General features: G+C 59.1%; 13 protein-coding genes. 10 read left to right on the top strand and 3 right to left on the bottom strand.

Translation table 11 applies throughout. From position 1 onward, the window contains the following. The 4 genes from AC2FLZ_RS00975 (at position 1) to AC2FLZ_RS00960 (ending at position 4477) form a co-directional block, all read left to right on the top strand. Complete coding sequence (locus AC2FLZ_RS00975; protein ID WP_480475875.1) at positions 1–1050, top strand: quaternary amine ABC transporter ATP-binding protein; 1050 nt, start codon at positions 1–3, stop codon at positions 1048–1050. Continuing rightward, positions 1047–3113 (top strand): ABC transporter permease, encoded by a 2067-nt coding sequence (locus tag AC2FLZ_RS00970; RefSeq protein WP_480554062.1) that lies wholly within the window; start codon positions 1047–1049, stop codon positions 3111–3113. The genes AC2FLZ_RS00975 and AC2FLZ_RS00970 overlap by 4 nt, the downstream gene beginning before the upstream one ends. Positions 3114–3219: 106 nt before the next feature. Next, a complete protein-coding gene (locus AC2FLZ_RS00965; protein WP_496881617.1) occupies positions 3220–3885 on the top strand; it encodes an NnrU family protein in 666 nt (221 codons plus the stop codon). 70 nt (positions 3886–3955) lie between these two features. Then, a complete protein-coding gene (locus AC2FLZ_RS00960) occupies positions 3956–4477 on the top strand; it encodes a DUF2478 domain-containing protein (protein WP_480493779.1) in 522 nt (173 codons plus the stop codon). A 514-nt stretch (positions 4478–4991) separates the two neighbouring features. Here AC2FLZ_RS00960 and AC2FLZ_RS00955 read toward each other — a convergent pair. Then, positions 4992–5849: an ImmA/IrrE family metallo-endopeptidase gene (locus tag AC2FLZ_RS00955; protein ID WP_496714904.1), complete on the bottom strand. Its 858-nt coding sequence runs from the start codon at positions 5847–5849 to the stop codon at positions 4992–4994. A 5-nt stretch (positions 5850–5854) separates the two neighbouring features. Continuing rightward, positions 5855–6184, bottom strand: a complete 330-nt coding sequence (locus AC2FLZ_RS00950; RefSeq protein ID WP_496714905.1) for a helix-turn-helix domain-containing protein — start codon at positions 6182–6184, stop codon at positions 5855–5857. Positions 6185–6312: 128 nt separating this feature from the next. On the opposite strand from AC2FLZ_RS00950, the gene AC2FLZ_RS00945 reads away from it, so the two are divergent. From AC2FLZ_RS00945 to AC2FLZ_RS00920, 6 genes are all read left to right on the top strand, one after another. Beyond that, a complete protein-coding gene (locus AC2FLZ_RS00945) occupies positions 6313–7620 on the top strand; it encodes a site-specific DNA-methyltransferase (RefSeq protein WP_496881616.1) in 1308 nt (435 codons plus the stop codon). Continuing rightward, positions 7617–8321, top strand: a complete 705-nt coding sequence (locus AC2FLZ_RS00940; RefSeq protein ID WP_496714908.1) for a DUF5681 domain-containing protein — start codon at positions 7617–7619, stop codon at positions 8319–8321. The genes AC2FLZ_RS00945 and AC2FLZ_RS00940 overlap by 4 nt, the downstream gene beginning before the upstream one ends. Before the next feature lie 370 nt (positions 8322–8691). Beyond that, on the top strand, positions 8692–9378 hold the full coding sequence (locus AC2FLZ_RS00935; protein ID WP_496714909.1) for an ABC transporter ATP-binding protein: 687 nt from the start codon (positions 8692–8694) through the stop codon (positions 9376–9378). Then, the gene (locus AC2FLZ_RS00930; protein ID WP_496714910.1) at positions 9378–10790 is read left to right on the top strand and encodes an ABC transporter permease; all 1413 of its coding nucleotides are present in this window, start codon (positions 9378–9380) and stop codon (positions 10788–10790) included. The genes AC2FLZ_RS00935 and AC2FLZ_RS00930 overlap by 1 nt, the downstream gene beginning before the upstream one ends. Positions 10791–10805: 15 nt before the next feature. Further along, positions 10806–11465 carry a DUF3299 domain-containing protein gene (locus AC2FLZ_RS00925; protein ID WP_496714912.1) on the top strand — a complete coding sequence of 220 codons (660 nt, stop codon included), beginning with the start codon at positions 10806–10808 and terminating at the stop codon, positions 11463–11465. A 78-nt stretch (positions 11466–11543) separates the two neighbouring features. Then, the gene (locus tag AC2FLZ_RS00920) at positions 11544–12581 is read left to right on the top strand and encodes a hypothetical protein (protein ID WP_496881615.1); all 1038 of its coding nucleotides are present in this window, start codon (positions 11544–11546) and stop codon (positions 12579–12581) included. Between the two features lie 259 nt (positions 12582–12840). Here the strand turns inward: AC2FLZ_RS00920 and AC2FLZ_RS00915 are convergent, their stop codons facing one another. Continuing rightward, the gene (locus tag AC2FLZ_RS00915) at positions 12841–14202 is read right to left on the bottom strand and encodes a transposase (RefSeq protein WP_496881614.1); all 1362 of its coding nucleotides are present in this window, start codon (positions 14200–14202) and stop codon (positions 12841–12843) included. Between the last annotated feature and the right edge of the window lie 438 nt (positions 14203–14640).

The raw sequence follows: 14640 nt of genomic DNA, 5'->3' as shown, positions 1-14640 counted from the left end.
GTGACGGACACGACCATGCCAGCCATCGCCTGCCGGAATCTCTGGCAGGTGTTTGGCCCCGGCGCTGACAAAGCCCTGACCGACGCGCTGTCTCGGTCAGGGAATGACGCCGACAAGGCTGCCGCCGCCCTTCGGGAACAGGGGCTGATCCCCGCTGTTCAGGATGCCAATTTCGAGGTTCAGGAGGGCGAGCTTTTTGTCATCATGGGTCTGTCGGGCTCGGGCAAATCCACGCTGATCCGCTGCATCTCGCAGCTGCTGCCCGGTACGGGCGGCGAGATTCGGGTGGATGGCGAAAACGTCATCGGAGCCTCGAAGAAGGCCCTGACCGAGTTGCGCCGCAAAAAACTGGGCATGGTGTTCCAGCATTTCGGCCTGTTCCCGCATATGACCGTTTCTGAAAACGTGGCCTATCCGCTGCGCGTGCAGGGTGTGGGCAAGAAGGAACGGCTGGCGCGCGCGCAGGAGGTGATCTCCCTGGTCGGTCTGGAAGGGCGCGAAGACAGCTTTCCGCGCCAGCTTTCAGGTGGCCAGCGCCAGCGGGTGGGCATTGCCCGCAGCCTCGCCGTAAATCCCGATATCTGGTTTCTGGATGAACCGTTCTCGGCCCTCGACCCATTGATCCGCCGCCAGTTGCAGGATGAATTCCTTCGCATTCAGGCGACGCTGAAGAAATCTATCGTCTTTATCACCCATGACATTCAAGAGGCGCTGAAGCTGGCCGACCGCATTGCCATCATGCGCGACGGCAAGATTGTTCAGATCGGAACGCCCACTGATATCGTGTTGCGCCCGGTGGATGATTACGTGCGCGAATTCTCGAAGGATGTCGCCAAAGGTCAGCACGCCAAGGTCGCCTCGGTCATGCGGAGCGAGGCGGAATGTGGCCCGGATGATCCCGGCCTCACCACCTCGATGACGCTGGACGCAGCCCTTGCGCATTGCATGGAGCTGTATGAACCCGTGCCCGTGCGGGATGAGGCGGGCAATGTCGTTGGCACGGTGCATCCGTCCGATCTGGCCGCAGCTCTTCAGGTGGACGAGACATGACCGCCATAACCGACCTCCCGACACGGCGCAGTGCGCAGTTGACGGCAGGTGCGAAGGCCGCCCTGATAACTGTTATCGTCGGTGCAGTTTGCCTTGCGCTCGAGGGTATCGCCCCGTGGCTGGTCAAGTGGCCCGCCGCGTGGGAACTGCCTGCAACCCAATGGGTTGGCGCGTTTCTGGACTGGTTTCTGAACCTGATCAAACCGGCAATGCGGCTGTTTTCGGACCTGATGACCCACCCAATGAACTGGGCGAATTTCGTGCTGGGCAAAACGCCATGGCCCATTCTGATCGGGATCGTGACCGCGTTGGGCTGGTATCTGGGCGGCTTGTCCATGGCCGCACTTGGCTTTCTGGGCCTCAGCTTTGTTTTGGCCTCGGGCTATTGGGCCGAAAGCATGAATACGCTGGCGCTTGTCGCCGTGTCTGTCCCTGTGGCGCTGGTCATTGGGGGCGGCATCGGCATCCTCGCCAACGAAGTGCCAAAGGTGAAATCCTTTGTGCAGGCCGTGCTGGACATCATGCAGACGGTGCCAACCTTTGCCTATCTGACACCGCTGCTGCTGCTGTTTGGATTTGGTCCTGTTGTTGGTCTGATTGCTTCGGCCATCTATGCCGCACCGCCAATGGCGCGCAATGTCATGCTGGGATTGGAACGGGTAGAGCCCGAAATCAAAGAGGCGGCCATCATGTCTGGCGGCACTCGGTTCCAGCAGCTGTTCCAGGTCGAAATCCCTGCCGCCACCACTCAGATTATGGTCGGTGTGAACCAATGTCTGATGGCCGCATTGTCGATGGTTATCATCGCCGCCGTCATCGGTGGGTTCAACGATATCGGCTGGGAGGTTCTGCTGACCATGCGCAAGGCGCAGTTCGGCGAATCGCTGATGGCGGGTCTGGTTATCGTGGTCTTTGCCGTGGTGATCGACCGGATGAGCGGTACTTTGGCGACCGAGCGTAAACGCTATGACAGCCGCGTTGTCTGGGCGATGCTGGGTTTTGCTGTTGTCTTCACCGCCGCCTTCTGGGCGTGGTTGCCAAATCCTGCGGAATTGACCCTGCTGGACCCGATGGCCGAGGTCGTGGACAGCGGCCTGACCGCGTTCACGCAGGCCAACGGCCAGTGGCTGGACGCCCTCAAGAACAACTCATTGTTCTATGTACTGCTACCGCTTCGGATCGGGTTGGATCAGGCGGTGCTGCCCTTCACATGGGGTTTCCAGTGGACGTCGAGCATGAGCTATGGCCTGTTCGCGGCCGGTGCCGGAATTGCGCTTTTGATGGCGTGGCGCGGGCGGCTGACTGGCGGGCTGGTCGTTCTGATCTTGATCGGAATGCTGGAAACCGGCATCGCGAACCTGCCGTGGCCCTTTGTCCTGACCGGCGCTGCCGCGCTGGGCTGGGTCGCCGGGGGCTGGCGTCTGGCCGCGCTCTGCGTGGGGCTGCTCTGCACCATCCTCGTCTCGGGCCTGTGGGAAAGGGCGCTGCTGTCGCTCTATCTTAGTGGTGCAGCGGTGTTTACCTGCGCTTTGGCAGGGGGACTGATCGGTCTTGCCAGCGCGGTATGGCAGCCTGTGTGGAACGTGGTTCGCCCGATCTGCGACATGTTGCAGACGATCCCCCTGTTCGTGTTCCTGATCCCGGTGCTGATGGTGTTCCAGATTGGTGAGTTCTCGGCCTTTCTGGCGATCTGTGCCTATGCGATTGTCCCGATGATCCGCTACACGCGGCACGGGCTGGTCAATACACCGGATGAGATGATGGAGGCCGCAATTTCAAGCGGTGCGACCGAGTGGCAGATCATGCGCGATGTGCGGGCGCCTTATGCGGCCCCGACCATCCTTCTGGGGCTGAACCAGACCATCCTTTACGCCTTCGCCATGCTGGTCATCGCGGCACTGATCGGGACCACCGGTCTGGGCCAGTCGATCTATCTGGCGCTGGGTCAGGCGGATGTAGGATTGGGCATATCTGCCGGGGCCGCGATGGCGATTCTGGCACTGATCGCAGACCGCATCGTGCAGGGCTTTGCCGAAGAACGCCGCGCGGCGCTTGGGCTGTAATACAGGGCAGGGACGGTGCGTCCGCCCCTGTGACCCAACTTGATTTCGGGCAAGGAAGTCGCTGTCCTCCCAGTCTAGACCGACCCCAACACGTTTGGAGAATATCATGACCGGTTGGGGCCTTTTTCTTGCAGCACTCATCGTTTTCCTGCTCAGCCATGCAATTCCTGTACGGCCCACCGTGCGGGGCTGGCTGATCGGCACGCTCGGCCGCCGGGGGTATTTCGCGGCCTATTCACTTCTGTCTTTGGCCGTGCTGGCCTGGCTGATTGTTGCCGCTGCAAACGCCCCCTATGTCGAGGTCATTCCGCCGTTCGCAGTCTTGCGCTGGTTGCCGATACTGATCATGCCCGTGGTGTGCTGGCTGGCTGTGACCGGGCTTGCGATCCAGAACCCGCTTTCTTTCGGAGGGATGGGCAACAGGTCCTTTGACCCCGAACACCCCGGTATTCTGCGCACCACCCGCCACCCGATCCTTGCCGCGCTGCTGTTGTGGTCCTTGGCGCATCTTCTGACCAATGGAAGCCTGTCACATGTGATTCTGTTCGGCCTGTTTGCCGGATTTTCTGTTATGGGCATGGACCTGATCGACAGGCGTAAATCGCGTGAGATGGGCTTTGAATGGGTCCGGTTGTCCCGAAATACGTCGCGGTTCTCACTCCGCTCACCGCGACCCTGGCCACGCCCCTGGGTCTGGCTGACCGCACTGGCCGCTTATGCGGTTCTTCTTCACCTGCACGCACCTGTGATTGGTCTGTCGCCGCTTCCTTGACTGGGGGAGTGGTCGGGCAGCGCCTTGCGTGCTATTTGAAACGTCACAATCGAATTACAAGAGGTCCAAGATGCATCTGGCCTATGTCACCACCACCGACCGCGGCGCGACGGATCGCCTGCTCAGTGCTGTTGCTGAACGTCTGCTGGCGTCCGGCGCGAAACTGGCCGGTGTCGTGCAAACAAACACGGAATGCGCCGACAGCAGCAAATGCGATATGGACGTGCGCGTGCTGCCTAATGGCGAAACCATCCGTATCTCGCAATCACTGGGCACCCAGTCCCGCGGCTGCCGTCTGGACCCCGCAGCGCTGGAACAGGCGGTTGGGTATGTGACCGCCTCGCTTGCGAACGCGCCGGACCTGCTGATTATCAACAAATTCGGTAAACATGAGTCTGATGGGCGGGGGTTCCGCCCGGTGATCGGCGAAGCGCTGGCGCTGGAAATTCCGGTGCTGGTCGGCGTGAACGGGCTGAACGCCGAAAAGTTCAACGCCTTCGCCGAAGGCGCGGCCGAGGAGTTGCCTGCGGACTTGGACGAAATCGTGCGTTGGTTCAACCGCATAGCTCAGATGCGCCCGGCTGCGGAATAGGTGGGCAATCGACCGGCGTGTTGATCTGAACGTCATGACATGCGGTGGCGAAGACCACGCGGAACCCTTCGTCCACGATCCAGTCGCGTTAGCCCCGGGTTAAGATCTGCAAAACTGATCAGGTCTGTCGCATCTGAGAATGGTGGCAGACCAAAAGCAATAACGCAGCTGTCAGATTACAGAGCAGTGCGGACTACACGTCCTGACCATCTTCGAAATACATTGGAAAGATGGTGGTGGCCTCAGTCTTGAGCGAACCGGTCTCTGCCCCGGATTTCCCTGTTTAGAGGGAATTTACAGGGAAAATCTGCGGTTTTGGCCTCGGAAACGCCAATTCTGGCGATTTCTGCTCTGATTTAATGCCGTTTAACAAGGGCTTACGCAGCAATTCCCTGTTTCCGCAGGAACAGGGAATTTAGTGTGCAGGAACAGGGAACGCGTTTTTGTGAACAGGGAAGGTGATCGCGCGGAACAGGGATCGCGCCAAAGCCCGTGACAAATACGGCCGTTGCGTTCAACGGAAGCCCGGCATGCCCAACTCCTTGGGGCCACCGCCGTCTTCCTCGTTTTCTGGCAGTTCGGCCCAGAGCAGCGTGACTGCATGGCCTTTGTTTGCGACCCGCGTTTGCTCGTAGAGTTCAAGTTTCGACGTACCCATCCAGGGGTGGGGGTCCGCCTCGACAAACTGCGTGAAGCCGGGGCTCGCATTTGCGATCGCGCGATGCGCAGCTGACGTTTGCGGGATCCTGTCGCCTTTACCGAGGGCGACGAATGGGAAATCTGCGCTCTTTGCGAAATAGCGTACGGTTCCGTTGTACGACCAGACTGCCGCCAGTGCTTCGGCACGCCGCTCCACCATGCGTCGCACGCAGGCTTCGAGGCTCACTTCAATATGGTCCCTGAGACGTTGCGCGTCGCGCAGATCCGGGTCGCCTGAGTAAAATGGCTCCACTAGGTAATCCGGCGCCAGTAGTTCGATCGCAAACTGGTTGGCCTGCGTCTCCTGGCGTAAATGTCGTCGTCCGTCCCGCGTTTCCCGCATATCCTGAGCAGAGCAGGTGAAACCAATCGCCCCGGACAGCTCGTGCCGTTCCATCAGGAAATGTCCCAGCTCATGCGCGATCGTGAACCGGGCGCGCCGGCGCCCTTTTGCGGTGTTGGCGAGAATGCGGCCGGTGCTGCGGACTGTGTCGGTGAGCAGCATGCCTTCGAATCCGTCGAAGCGATCGAGCCGCACCTCTGCAATATCCAGTGCCTTTGCAATGTCGACAACCGGGACAGCGCCCTCCCGTTTGTCCAGCAGCTTGTGGACCGTCCGCGCAAGCAGGGCAGGGTGATGCATGTCGGCAAGTTCAATACGGTTCAGCTGCACGCAGTTCAGTCGGTGGCTGAGGATGTCTGTTGCATATTCTTGATCATCTGCTCGACGATCTGTCTGTCGCGATCAGTCAAAGTGTCCAGCCCGCGATGTATCCGTTCAATCTGAAGGTCGCCTTCGTTCGGTTCCGCCGCCTCGCCCGTCAGCACATCAATGCTGACACTGTAATGGGCCGCCAATTTGCGCACTAATTCGAAAGAGGGGTTTTTGCTGCGACCCTTTTCCAGCTCCCAGACATGCGCTTTGGACACGCCGACTTTGTCGGCAACCTGTTGCAAAGACTCGCCGCTCTTCTGGCGCAGGCTGAACAGCTTCTCCCCGATGTTCATGAAAACCTCCTGTCTGATTTGCCGAACGGAAGGATGCGCCTGAAGTTGACGGATGTCAAATCGTAAGATATATCGAACGGCGAAGGCAGGTGGGGTGATTCCGCCCGTAAGCAGTACAGGAGCCAAGGATGGCCACGACAAGCATTGAACATATCGCGATCTGCGATCTCAAACCCTGGGCGCGCAACGCCCGGACACACTCAAAGAAACAGGTGCGTCAGATTGCGGACAGCATCGCGCAGTTCGGGTTTACGAACCCAGTGCTGATCGATGAAAGCGGCACTATTATTGCGGGGCACGGCCGGGTGGAGGCTGCGAAGCTGTTGGGTATTCAAGACATACCCTGTCTGCGCTTTGATCATATGACCGAGGCGGAGAAACGGGCTTATGTGCTGGCGGACAACAAGCTGGCGCTGAACGCGGGCTGGGACGAGGACCTGCTGGCGGCGGAACTTGGGGCGCTGATGTCAGACGACCTCGAGTTTGACGTTGGGCTCACTGGCTTCTCAATTGCCGAAATCGATACCCTGATAGATGCCGTGGCTCCGGAAGACGAGGGCGATCCGGCAGATGAAGCGGTGCCGGACGAGGCGCCCGCCCGCGTACGCCCGGGCGACATCTGGCAGCTCGGCCGGCACCGGCTGATCTGCGGCGATGCGCTGGATGCACAGACCATCAGGTCTTTGATGGACGGCCGGACCGCCACGATGGTTTTTACGGACCCGCCGTACAATGTCCCGATCGACGGTCATGTTGGCAACTCCGGAAAGACGCAGCATCGTGAGTTTGCCATGGCATCAGGCGAGATGTCGGTATCGGAGTTCACGCGCTTTCTGCAGCGCGCATTCCGCAACCTTGTCGATCACAGCGTCGACGGGTCGATTCACTTCATCTGCATGGACTGGCGTCATATGGGTGAGATGCTGCAAGCGGGGCAGGGTGTCTATGACGATCTCAAGAACCTGATTGTCTGGGCCAAGGATAATGGCGGCATGGGCACCTTCTACCGGTCTCGCCATGAATTGATCTTCGCGTTCAAAAAAGGGGACGCGCCGCATATCAACACCTTCGAGTTAGGCCAGCATGGGCGTTACCGGACCAATGTCTGGGAATATCGCGGGGTAAACACTATGCGGGCAGGGCGCATGGAGGAACTGGCGCTGCATCCGACGGTCAAGCCGGTGCAGATGATCTCAGACGCGATCCGGGATGTCTCGGGACGCGGCGACATTGTGCTGGATGTCTTTGGCGGGTCAGGTTCGACCTTGATCGCGGCAGATAAGACCGGCCGGCGCGCCTGTCTCTGCGAGTTTGACGAGATCTACTGCGATCGTATCATCGCCCGCTGGGAAGCCTTCGCCAAGGACGAGGCGGAGCAGATCCTTTGTGGATGGATGCCGCCAGTATCAGCCCAGACGATGGAGGCGGCGGAATGAGCGGTGACAGGAACAAGCGCGCGCTCGTGGCCCGTCCCGGCTACGACGTAGGCTATGGCAAGCCGCCTAAAGACACCCGGTTCAAAACGGGCCAGTCGGGCAATCCAAAGGGTCGGCCGAAGGGATCAAAGAATAAACGTCCGGGCATGCATGAGGAACGGATGAAGGACCTCATCCTAGATGAGGCTTACCGCGACATCACGATCCGGGAAGGGCACCGCAGCGTGACAATCCCCATGGCGCAAGCAGTCATGCGCTCTCTGGCTGTGAACGCGGCCAAAGGCCAGCACCGGTCGCAGCGGCTCTTCTCGGAGCTCCTGGCAGAGGTGGAAAGCTCCCGCAAGATCCTCCACGACCAGTGGCTCGACACCGCGATCACCTACAAGGTGGAGTGGGAAAAGGAACTGCGCCGCCGGGAACAGCTTGGCATCACCGACCTGCCGGACCCGCTGCCTCACCCCGACCATGTCAAGATCGATTTGATTGAGGGAACAGCCATCGTCGTGGGGCCCGCTACAAAGGAGGAAAAGGCCGAGTACGACTGGTTCGTCGAACGGCGTGAGATGTTCGCGGACGAGCTCCGGCATCTGAAAGCCATGCGGGCCGAAGCGGATGACGCAAGGCTGATCAATCAGATCGACGAGGACATCGGGCAACTCCGCCGCATCCTCCAGATCATCGATGCAAAGCTGCCGGACTAGATCTCAACTTCTCACCGGCCAGAGCGGCGCGCCCCGGTCGGCGAAAGACCGGTTTGCAGCGCAAAACGGTTATCTGACCGTTCTACTCAGATGACGGCAACGAGCCCATTTTGCTAGCTGGCGGCACACAAAGCAGTCGCTGCCTCTGTCGTATTGGTGCCCCTGTCCGCATCTGAGAATGTATTCGAACTGGAAACTGAAAGTGGACATCCACCTTTCGTTGAAGTTCACCCGCTCTTGGTTCGAGGCAACACCGCTTTGTGTCCGGACGGGTTCAGACTCCAACCTTGCCACGGGTTAAGTCGAATGACTTCGATGTGGTCATTTGTCCACTGGACATCAGTGCAAGGACTGGAGACACAATCTGCCAATGTCTTCCATTGCCATAAAATCACTACGCTACAGTTGGCCCGGAACCACTGAACCGGTGCTGAATATCAACGTTTTCGACCTGGCCCCCGGCGAAAGCGTGTTCCTTTCCGGGCCGAGTGGCAGCGGCAAGTCGACGTTACTTGCCGCAATTGCCGGCGTGGCTGATATACCGCGCGAAACGATCCGGGTCGCGGGACAGGACGTGGGCGCCTTGTCTGGTGGCAAGCGGGACAGGTTCCGCGTGGATCATCTCGGCATCATCTTTCAGGTCTTCAATCTGTTGCCCTGGCTCAGCCCAGTGGAAAATGTCCTTTTGCCCTGCCGGTTTTCCGAAGCAAGGCGGCAAAAGGCGGGCGCGGACCCGGTCAAAACCGCGGAACGGCTGCTTGCTGAACTGGGACTGCATGCCGGCGCACTTCTGCATGGGCCGGCGAGTGCGCTCAGCGTCGGACAACAGCAGCGCGTAGCTGCGGCCCGCGCGCTGATCGGATCACCCGAGGTCGTGCTTGCGGACGAACCCACCTCGGCGTTGGACGAGGACGCGAAGGAGGGTTTCATCCACCTGTTGCTCCGGGAGTGTACCCATGCGGGTGCAAGCCTTCTGTTTGTGAGCCACGACCGTACGCTGGCGCGTCATTTTGATCGCACCGAAGATCTTCGCGATTTGAATGGTGGTGACAATTGATGATGAAGTTGAGCCTGAAGAGCCTCCTGAACAGAAGGTTCGTCGCATTATTGACGGTCTTCAGCATCGCCTTGAGCGTCGCATTGATCCTTGGCGTGGAACGGCTGAGAACGGAGGCCCGGGAAGGTTTCGCCAATTCCGCCTCCGGCATAGACCTGATCGTCGCACCGCGCGGAAATGACGTGCAAATCCTGATGGCGACGGTCTTTGGTGTGGGCTCGACGGGGACCGGCATAGGATGGGAGAGCTTCGAAATGGTTGAAGCGCTTCCGCAGGTCAGCTGGGCTGTGCCCATCATGATGGGAGACAATCACCGGGGATACCCGGTCATCGGTACATCGGCTGCCTATTTCGAACGGTTTCGTCACAGTGGCGGTGAAACACTGGTTTTCGACATGGGCGATGCGTTCGAGGAGCCCGACGGTGCGGTTGTGGGGGCTGATGTTGCCGAAGCATTCGCCTATGCGCCGGGAAGCCGGATCGTCAATGCACATGGTTCGGGCGAAGTCGCTTTCGATCTGCACGATGAGGCACCTTTCACGGTGACGGGTGTGCTCGCGCGGACCGGAACAGCAACGGATCGAATGGTATTCGTCTCGCTCGAAGGGTTCGACAGGCTTCACGCGACCGATGCTACTGAGGCAGCAGACCCCTTCGAAACTCCGGCGCCTGACGCTGCTGTCTCGAATGGAAACCGCCAGTCGGCGCACGTCAGGGACGCGCGCAACCAGGCGGACCACGACGCCGAACACGGCAGTTTTCAGGACGCGCACGAGCACGAGGACGATCACGAAGAACGTGAGAGCCCGGAGCACGCGCAGCATGAGGATCACGAGCACGACGCGCATACGCACGAGCCTGGAACGATCAATGCAATCTACGTCGGATTGACTGACAAGACGTCGGTTCTTTCGGTCCAGCGCCAACTTGCGGAGTATCGGGCGGAAGCACTGACGGCAGTGCTGCCCAACATCGCTTTGTTGCAGCTATGGTCCCTGACGGGCACCGCCGAAACGGCGCTACGGCTGATGGCGACTGCCGTTGCCGTCGCAGGAATGATTGGCATGGTGGTTATGCTCTCTGCCGCGCTCGATGTTCGTCGGCGCGAGTTTGCGATACTGCGCTCGGTCGGCGCCACTCCGCAAAAGATCTTCGGTCTCATCTTGCTGGAAGCCGGCATCTTGTTGGCGGCCGGCGCTATATTCGGATACCTGGCGCTCCTAACAATGAGCCATCTTGCCGATCCAATTCTTGCAGAACGCCTCGGGATCAGGGTCGGCTTCGTTCAGCCCACATATCGTGAGGCTCTTCTCATCATGCTGATTTTCTGCTCTGGTTTGCTTGCCAGCCTTATGCCGGCAATTCGTGTCTATCGCATGACTCTGGCGGACGGTTTGTCGATGCGTTTCTGATCAGGAGGACCCGAAGTGACACATGCTCTTTCCCGGATGGTTGCGGTCATCTCATTTGCATTTTTGCCGCAGCACGGAATTGCTTCGGATCCGATGTCGATCGGGTGGCAAGACCTGCTTCCCGAAGAACGGCCTTACCACGATCCTTTCCGCGACATGGACTATGAGCACATCAGGGCCCTTTCCAAACTTTACCGGTTGGAACATCTGCAACCCGAGCAGACCAATGCGGAGACCAAAGCAGAGGCCGCCAGTCTGAGGGAACAGCTGCTCGCCCAGGGTCTCGACCCGGAGTGGCTCTTCAAGCAGCGAGAGATCGTGATGAATCAGCGTCGACTTGCCGCAACAGAAGCCAATCCCGACGTTCTGGGAAAGACGATCCGAATGCCGGGGTACATGCTGCCATTGGAAATGGACCAGGAAAAAGCGGTCGAGTTTCTGCTCGTTCCGACCGTGGGTGCCTGCATCCACACGCCACCACCTCCGGCCAACCAGATGGTCTACGTGCGGTTTGACGAGGGCTTCAAGATGGACGGGCTATACAAGCCGGTCTGGATAAGCGGAGAAATCCGTGCGCAAAGTCGCACACAGTCGCTCAGTTACATTGATGGCGTTGCAGACATCGAGACAAGCTATGTTATGAATGCACTGTCGGTCGAACCCTATGAGCCGTGAAAAGCTAAACGTGCGTCGGGACCGTACCGAAAGGTGGACTTCTGCTACTTCAAGAACAGAGGGGTCAGTAGCGTGGAAATGAAGAGGATTTTCGCGGCAGCGGTCTTGGGTGGCTTTATGGTTGCGACATCTGCCAGTTCCTGCGGGTTTCACAACTACGCACCTCAGCCAACGTTCGTTGACAGGTTGCTGGGCAGCGACGACATCGTGCTCGCGCGGCCGAAATCCGAAAATCCATTCAGTTACGAGGCCGTTGAGGCGCTCGAAGGGACACTCGATTACGTGGAAATACCGCAACTCGTTGACAGTACTACGCGTCGTCGATTTGCTTTGGATCCTTCAGCAACGGTCCTCTTTGCGCGTGACGGTGCATACGGGCCCTGGCAGCGCATCGCTTTCGTGGACACCGCCTTCGAACCGATTCTGAGGACGGTGATGTCGCGGCTGAGCGCGTGGGAGTTGGGTGAGGACATTGATCGATTTGCCTACTTTGCGTCCATCCTCAATCATCCGGACCCGGTCATTCACGGGTTGGCGCTGCGGGAACTGGACATGGCGAGTTATGATCTGCTGCGCAGTTTGCAGATCGAGTTGGACGTCGTGCGGTTGTCCGAAAGGATTCAAGACATAAACGAAACGGACCTGAAGCCTATTCGCATATTGCTTCTTGGCCTGAGTGGCGATCTTGGCGTTGAACCCTGGGTCGAAAAAGGACTACACGACAGCGTGCAGTCTCAGGGGCAATATATAGGGGCCTATGCGACGGCCTTGGTGGAATTGCGCGGTGCAGAGGCCGTCGAACATATCGCTGCCAGTTACCTCACGGACCCTTCGCTTCCGCGCTACACGCGTGAATTGTTGGTTGAGGCGCTTGCTCTGCACGGGCAAAGGCAAGACTCTTCTCTTGGCGACTCTGTCTCGGAAGCGATTGAAAGTGCAATCTGGGTCGATCCCGGGCTTTCCGGCGCAGTCGCTCGCCAGTTTGGGACAAGAGGTGTCTGGTCCCAGGCGGACATCCTTTCGATAGCACTCTCGGAGAATACTGTGGTCGCCGAAGACCGGGAAGACGTGGTTCAGTATGTCAGGTTCGCGGCTGAAGCACGGCCAGGCAATTAGACGGGCAACAAAAATGCAGAAGTCGAGCCGCGAGTTGGCCTGCAAAACCGTCTAAAGGTTCCAAATGTGGAAAACTGAATGAGTGTCCGGTTTGAAGAAGCTACACTGCGGCGTCTGTCAACGACCACAAATCCTGCTTCGGGACGGATGCCGCATTTTTATCCTATGAGCCAAAACGTCTGCGTTGTCCGGATACCGTTGAAAAAGTCGGGCGGTTGCTCTCGTTGGGAAGACGGTCGAACGTTCTGGGCGCGGAGGTTCACGTCGGCGTTGCCCTGAGCTTGGCGAGTTTGCGGAGGTTCTGGACCGTTGCGGCGAGGTGGAACTCGTCCTTTGCGCCGTTTGGACCTCTGAGACGGAGGCGGTCGAGACCAATGATGCGTTTTAGGTGCGCAAACAGCATTTCGACCTTCTTCCTTGCATAGCTTGACGCGACATAGGCGTCTGTCGTGGCAAGGTCGCGGGCGCGCTGTCGCGCATTCTCATGCCTCGATCGGGCGATCTTCCGGGTGGCCTGGTTGGGTGTGCACCGGGGCTTCAAAGCACAGGCAGCGCAATCCTGCTTCCGGGCGAAGTACTTCTTGAAGCCGTCCTTGCCGAACTCCGGCCGGCCCTTCGAGATGTTCCGCCAGTACGGCTTCAGCAGCCGACCGCCAGGGCATCGATAGACATCGGCATCGGGATCGTAGGTGAAGTCGCGAGCCGGGAACGCCCCGTCCTTGCGCTCGGATTTGTCGAAGACCGGGATGTGCGGTTCGATGGTTTGCTCTTCGACGAGCCAGCCGAGCATATCGGCGGTGCCGTAGGCCGTGTCCGCTGCCAGGACGCCCGGGTGCAGGTTGAAACGGTCCCGCGTTCTGACCAGCATGTTCCGCACGGCGCCGACCTCGGCCTGCCGGATCGGTGCGGAGGCCTGAACATCCACAATGACGGCGTGATCCAGATCGACCAGGTAATTGGTGCTGTAGGCAAAGAAGGGCCTGTCGCCATTGGCTCCCGTCAGCCGGGCGGCAGGATCGGCGGGCGAGATCGCCTTCGGCTTCACAGGCGTCGCAGCGCCGAAGGCCGCGTCATCGAGCGTATCGAGATACTCCCGTGTGGCCCCGCTGGCCACATCAGTCGCTGACCATTCCGAGAAGTCGACCTTGGTGTAGCGGCTGGCGTCGGCCTTGATGAGCGAGGCATCCGCCCCGAAGCGCTCGCCTCCGACAAGTCCTTCGGCAATGCAGCGTGCCAGCACCTCCTCGAACAGATGCCGGAACAGGCCGCTCTCGCGGAACCGACCATGCTGGTTCTTCGAGAAGGTCGAATGGTCGGGGACGACGTCAGTCAGATCGAGGCGACAGAACCAGCGGTACGCAAGGTTCAGATGCACCTCCTCGCACAGCCGCCGCTCGGATCGGATGCCAAAGGCATAACCGACGATCAGCATTCGGATCATCGGCTCAGGATCAACCGACGGTCTCCCGGTGGAGCTGTAAGAGGGGGCGAGGTGCGGGCGGATGCTGGAAAGATCCACGAACCGATCAATACATCGCAACAGGTGGTTCGACGGCACAAAGTCCTCGATTGAGAAGTCATAGAACAAAGCGCCCTGCGCCACCTGCTTCGGCCCTAACATCGCCACCTCTCCCTTGCCTCAGGAGAAGTGAATCAGCAGTCGGCGAAGCTCTCAAGCCGAGTTTTTCAACGGCATCTCCGCATAGCGGAACTTCCGGTAGTTTTCCGGAATGGCCGCTTTCGGCATAAGCAGACTTTTAAGTCAAAAAATCAGGTCGACGTTTTTCGATGTCTGCTTTCACCGTAAGACCGGATGTTCAGCAAAATAGGCTCTATGTCCGAGTTGCGGATGGGGTGGATGGCGTCTGCAGCCAACCGTCGCGCTTTGCGGCAAACTGCAGAAGACATCTTCTGCAAGGAAAGGAGCCCCACCATGGAAGTCACGACGATAGGATTGGATCTCGGTAAAGACGTCTTTCAGGTCCACGGAATCGCTGATGACGGTACGGTTGTCTTCAATCGTTCGATCCGCCGCAGACAATTGCTGAAGTTCTTTGAG

This window comes from Ruegeria sp. YKSF131 (assembly GCF_059612645.1).
Note: the sequence above shows the minus strand (reverse complement) of the source record. Positions and strands in the feature narration are given on the sequence as shown.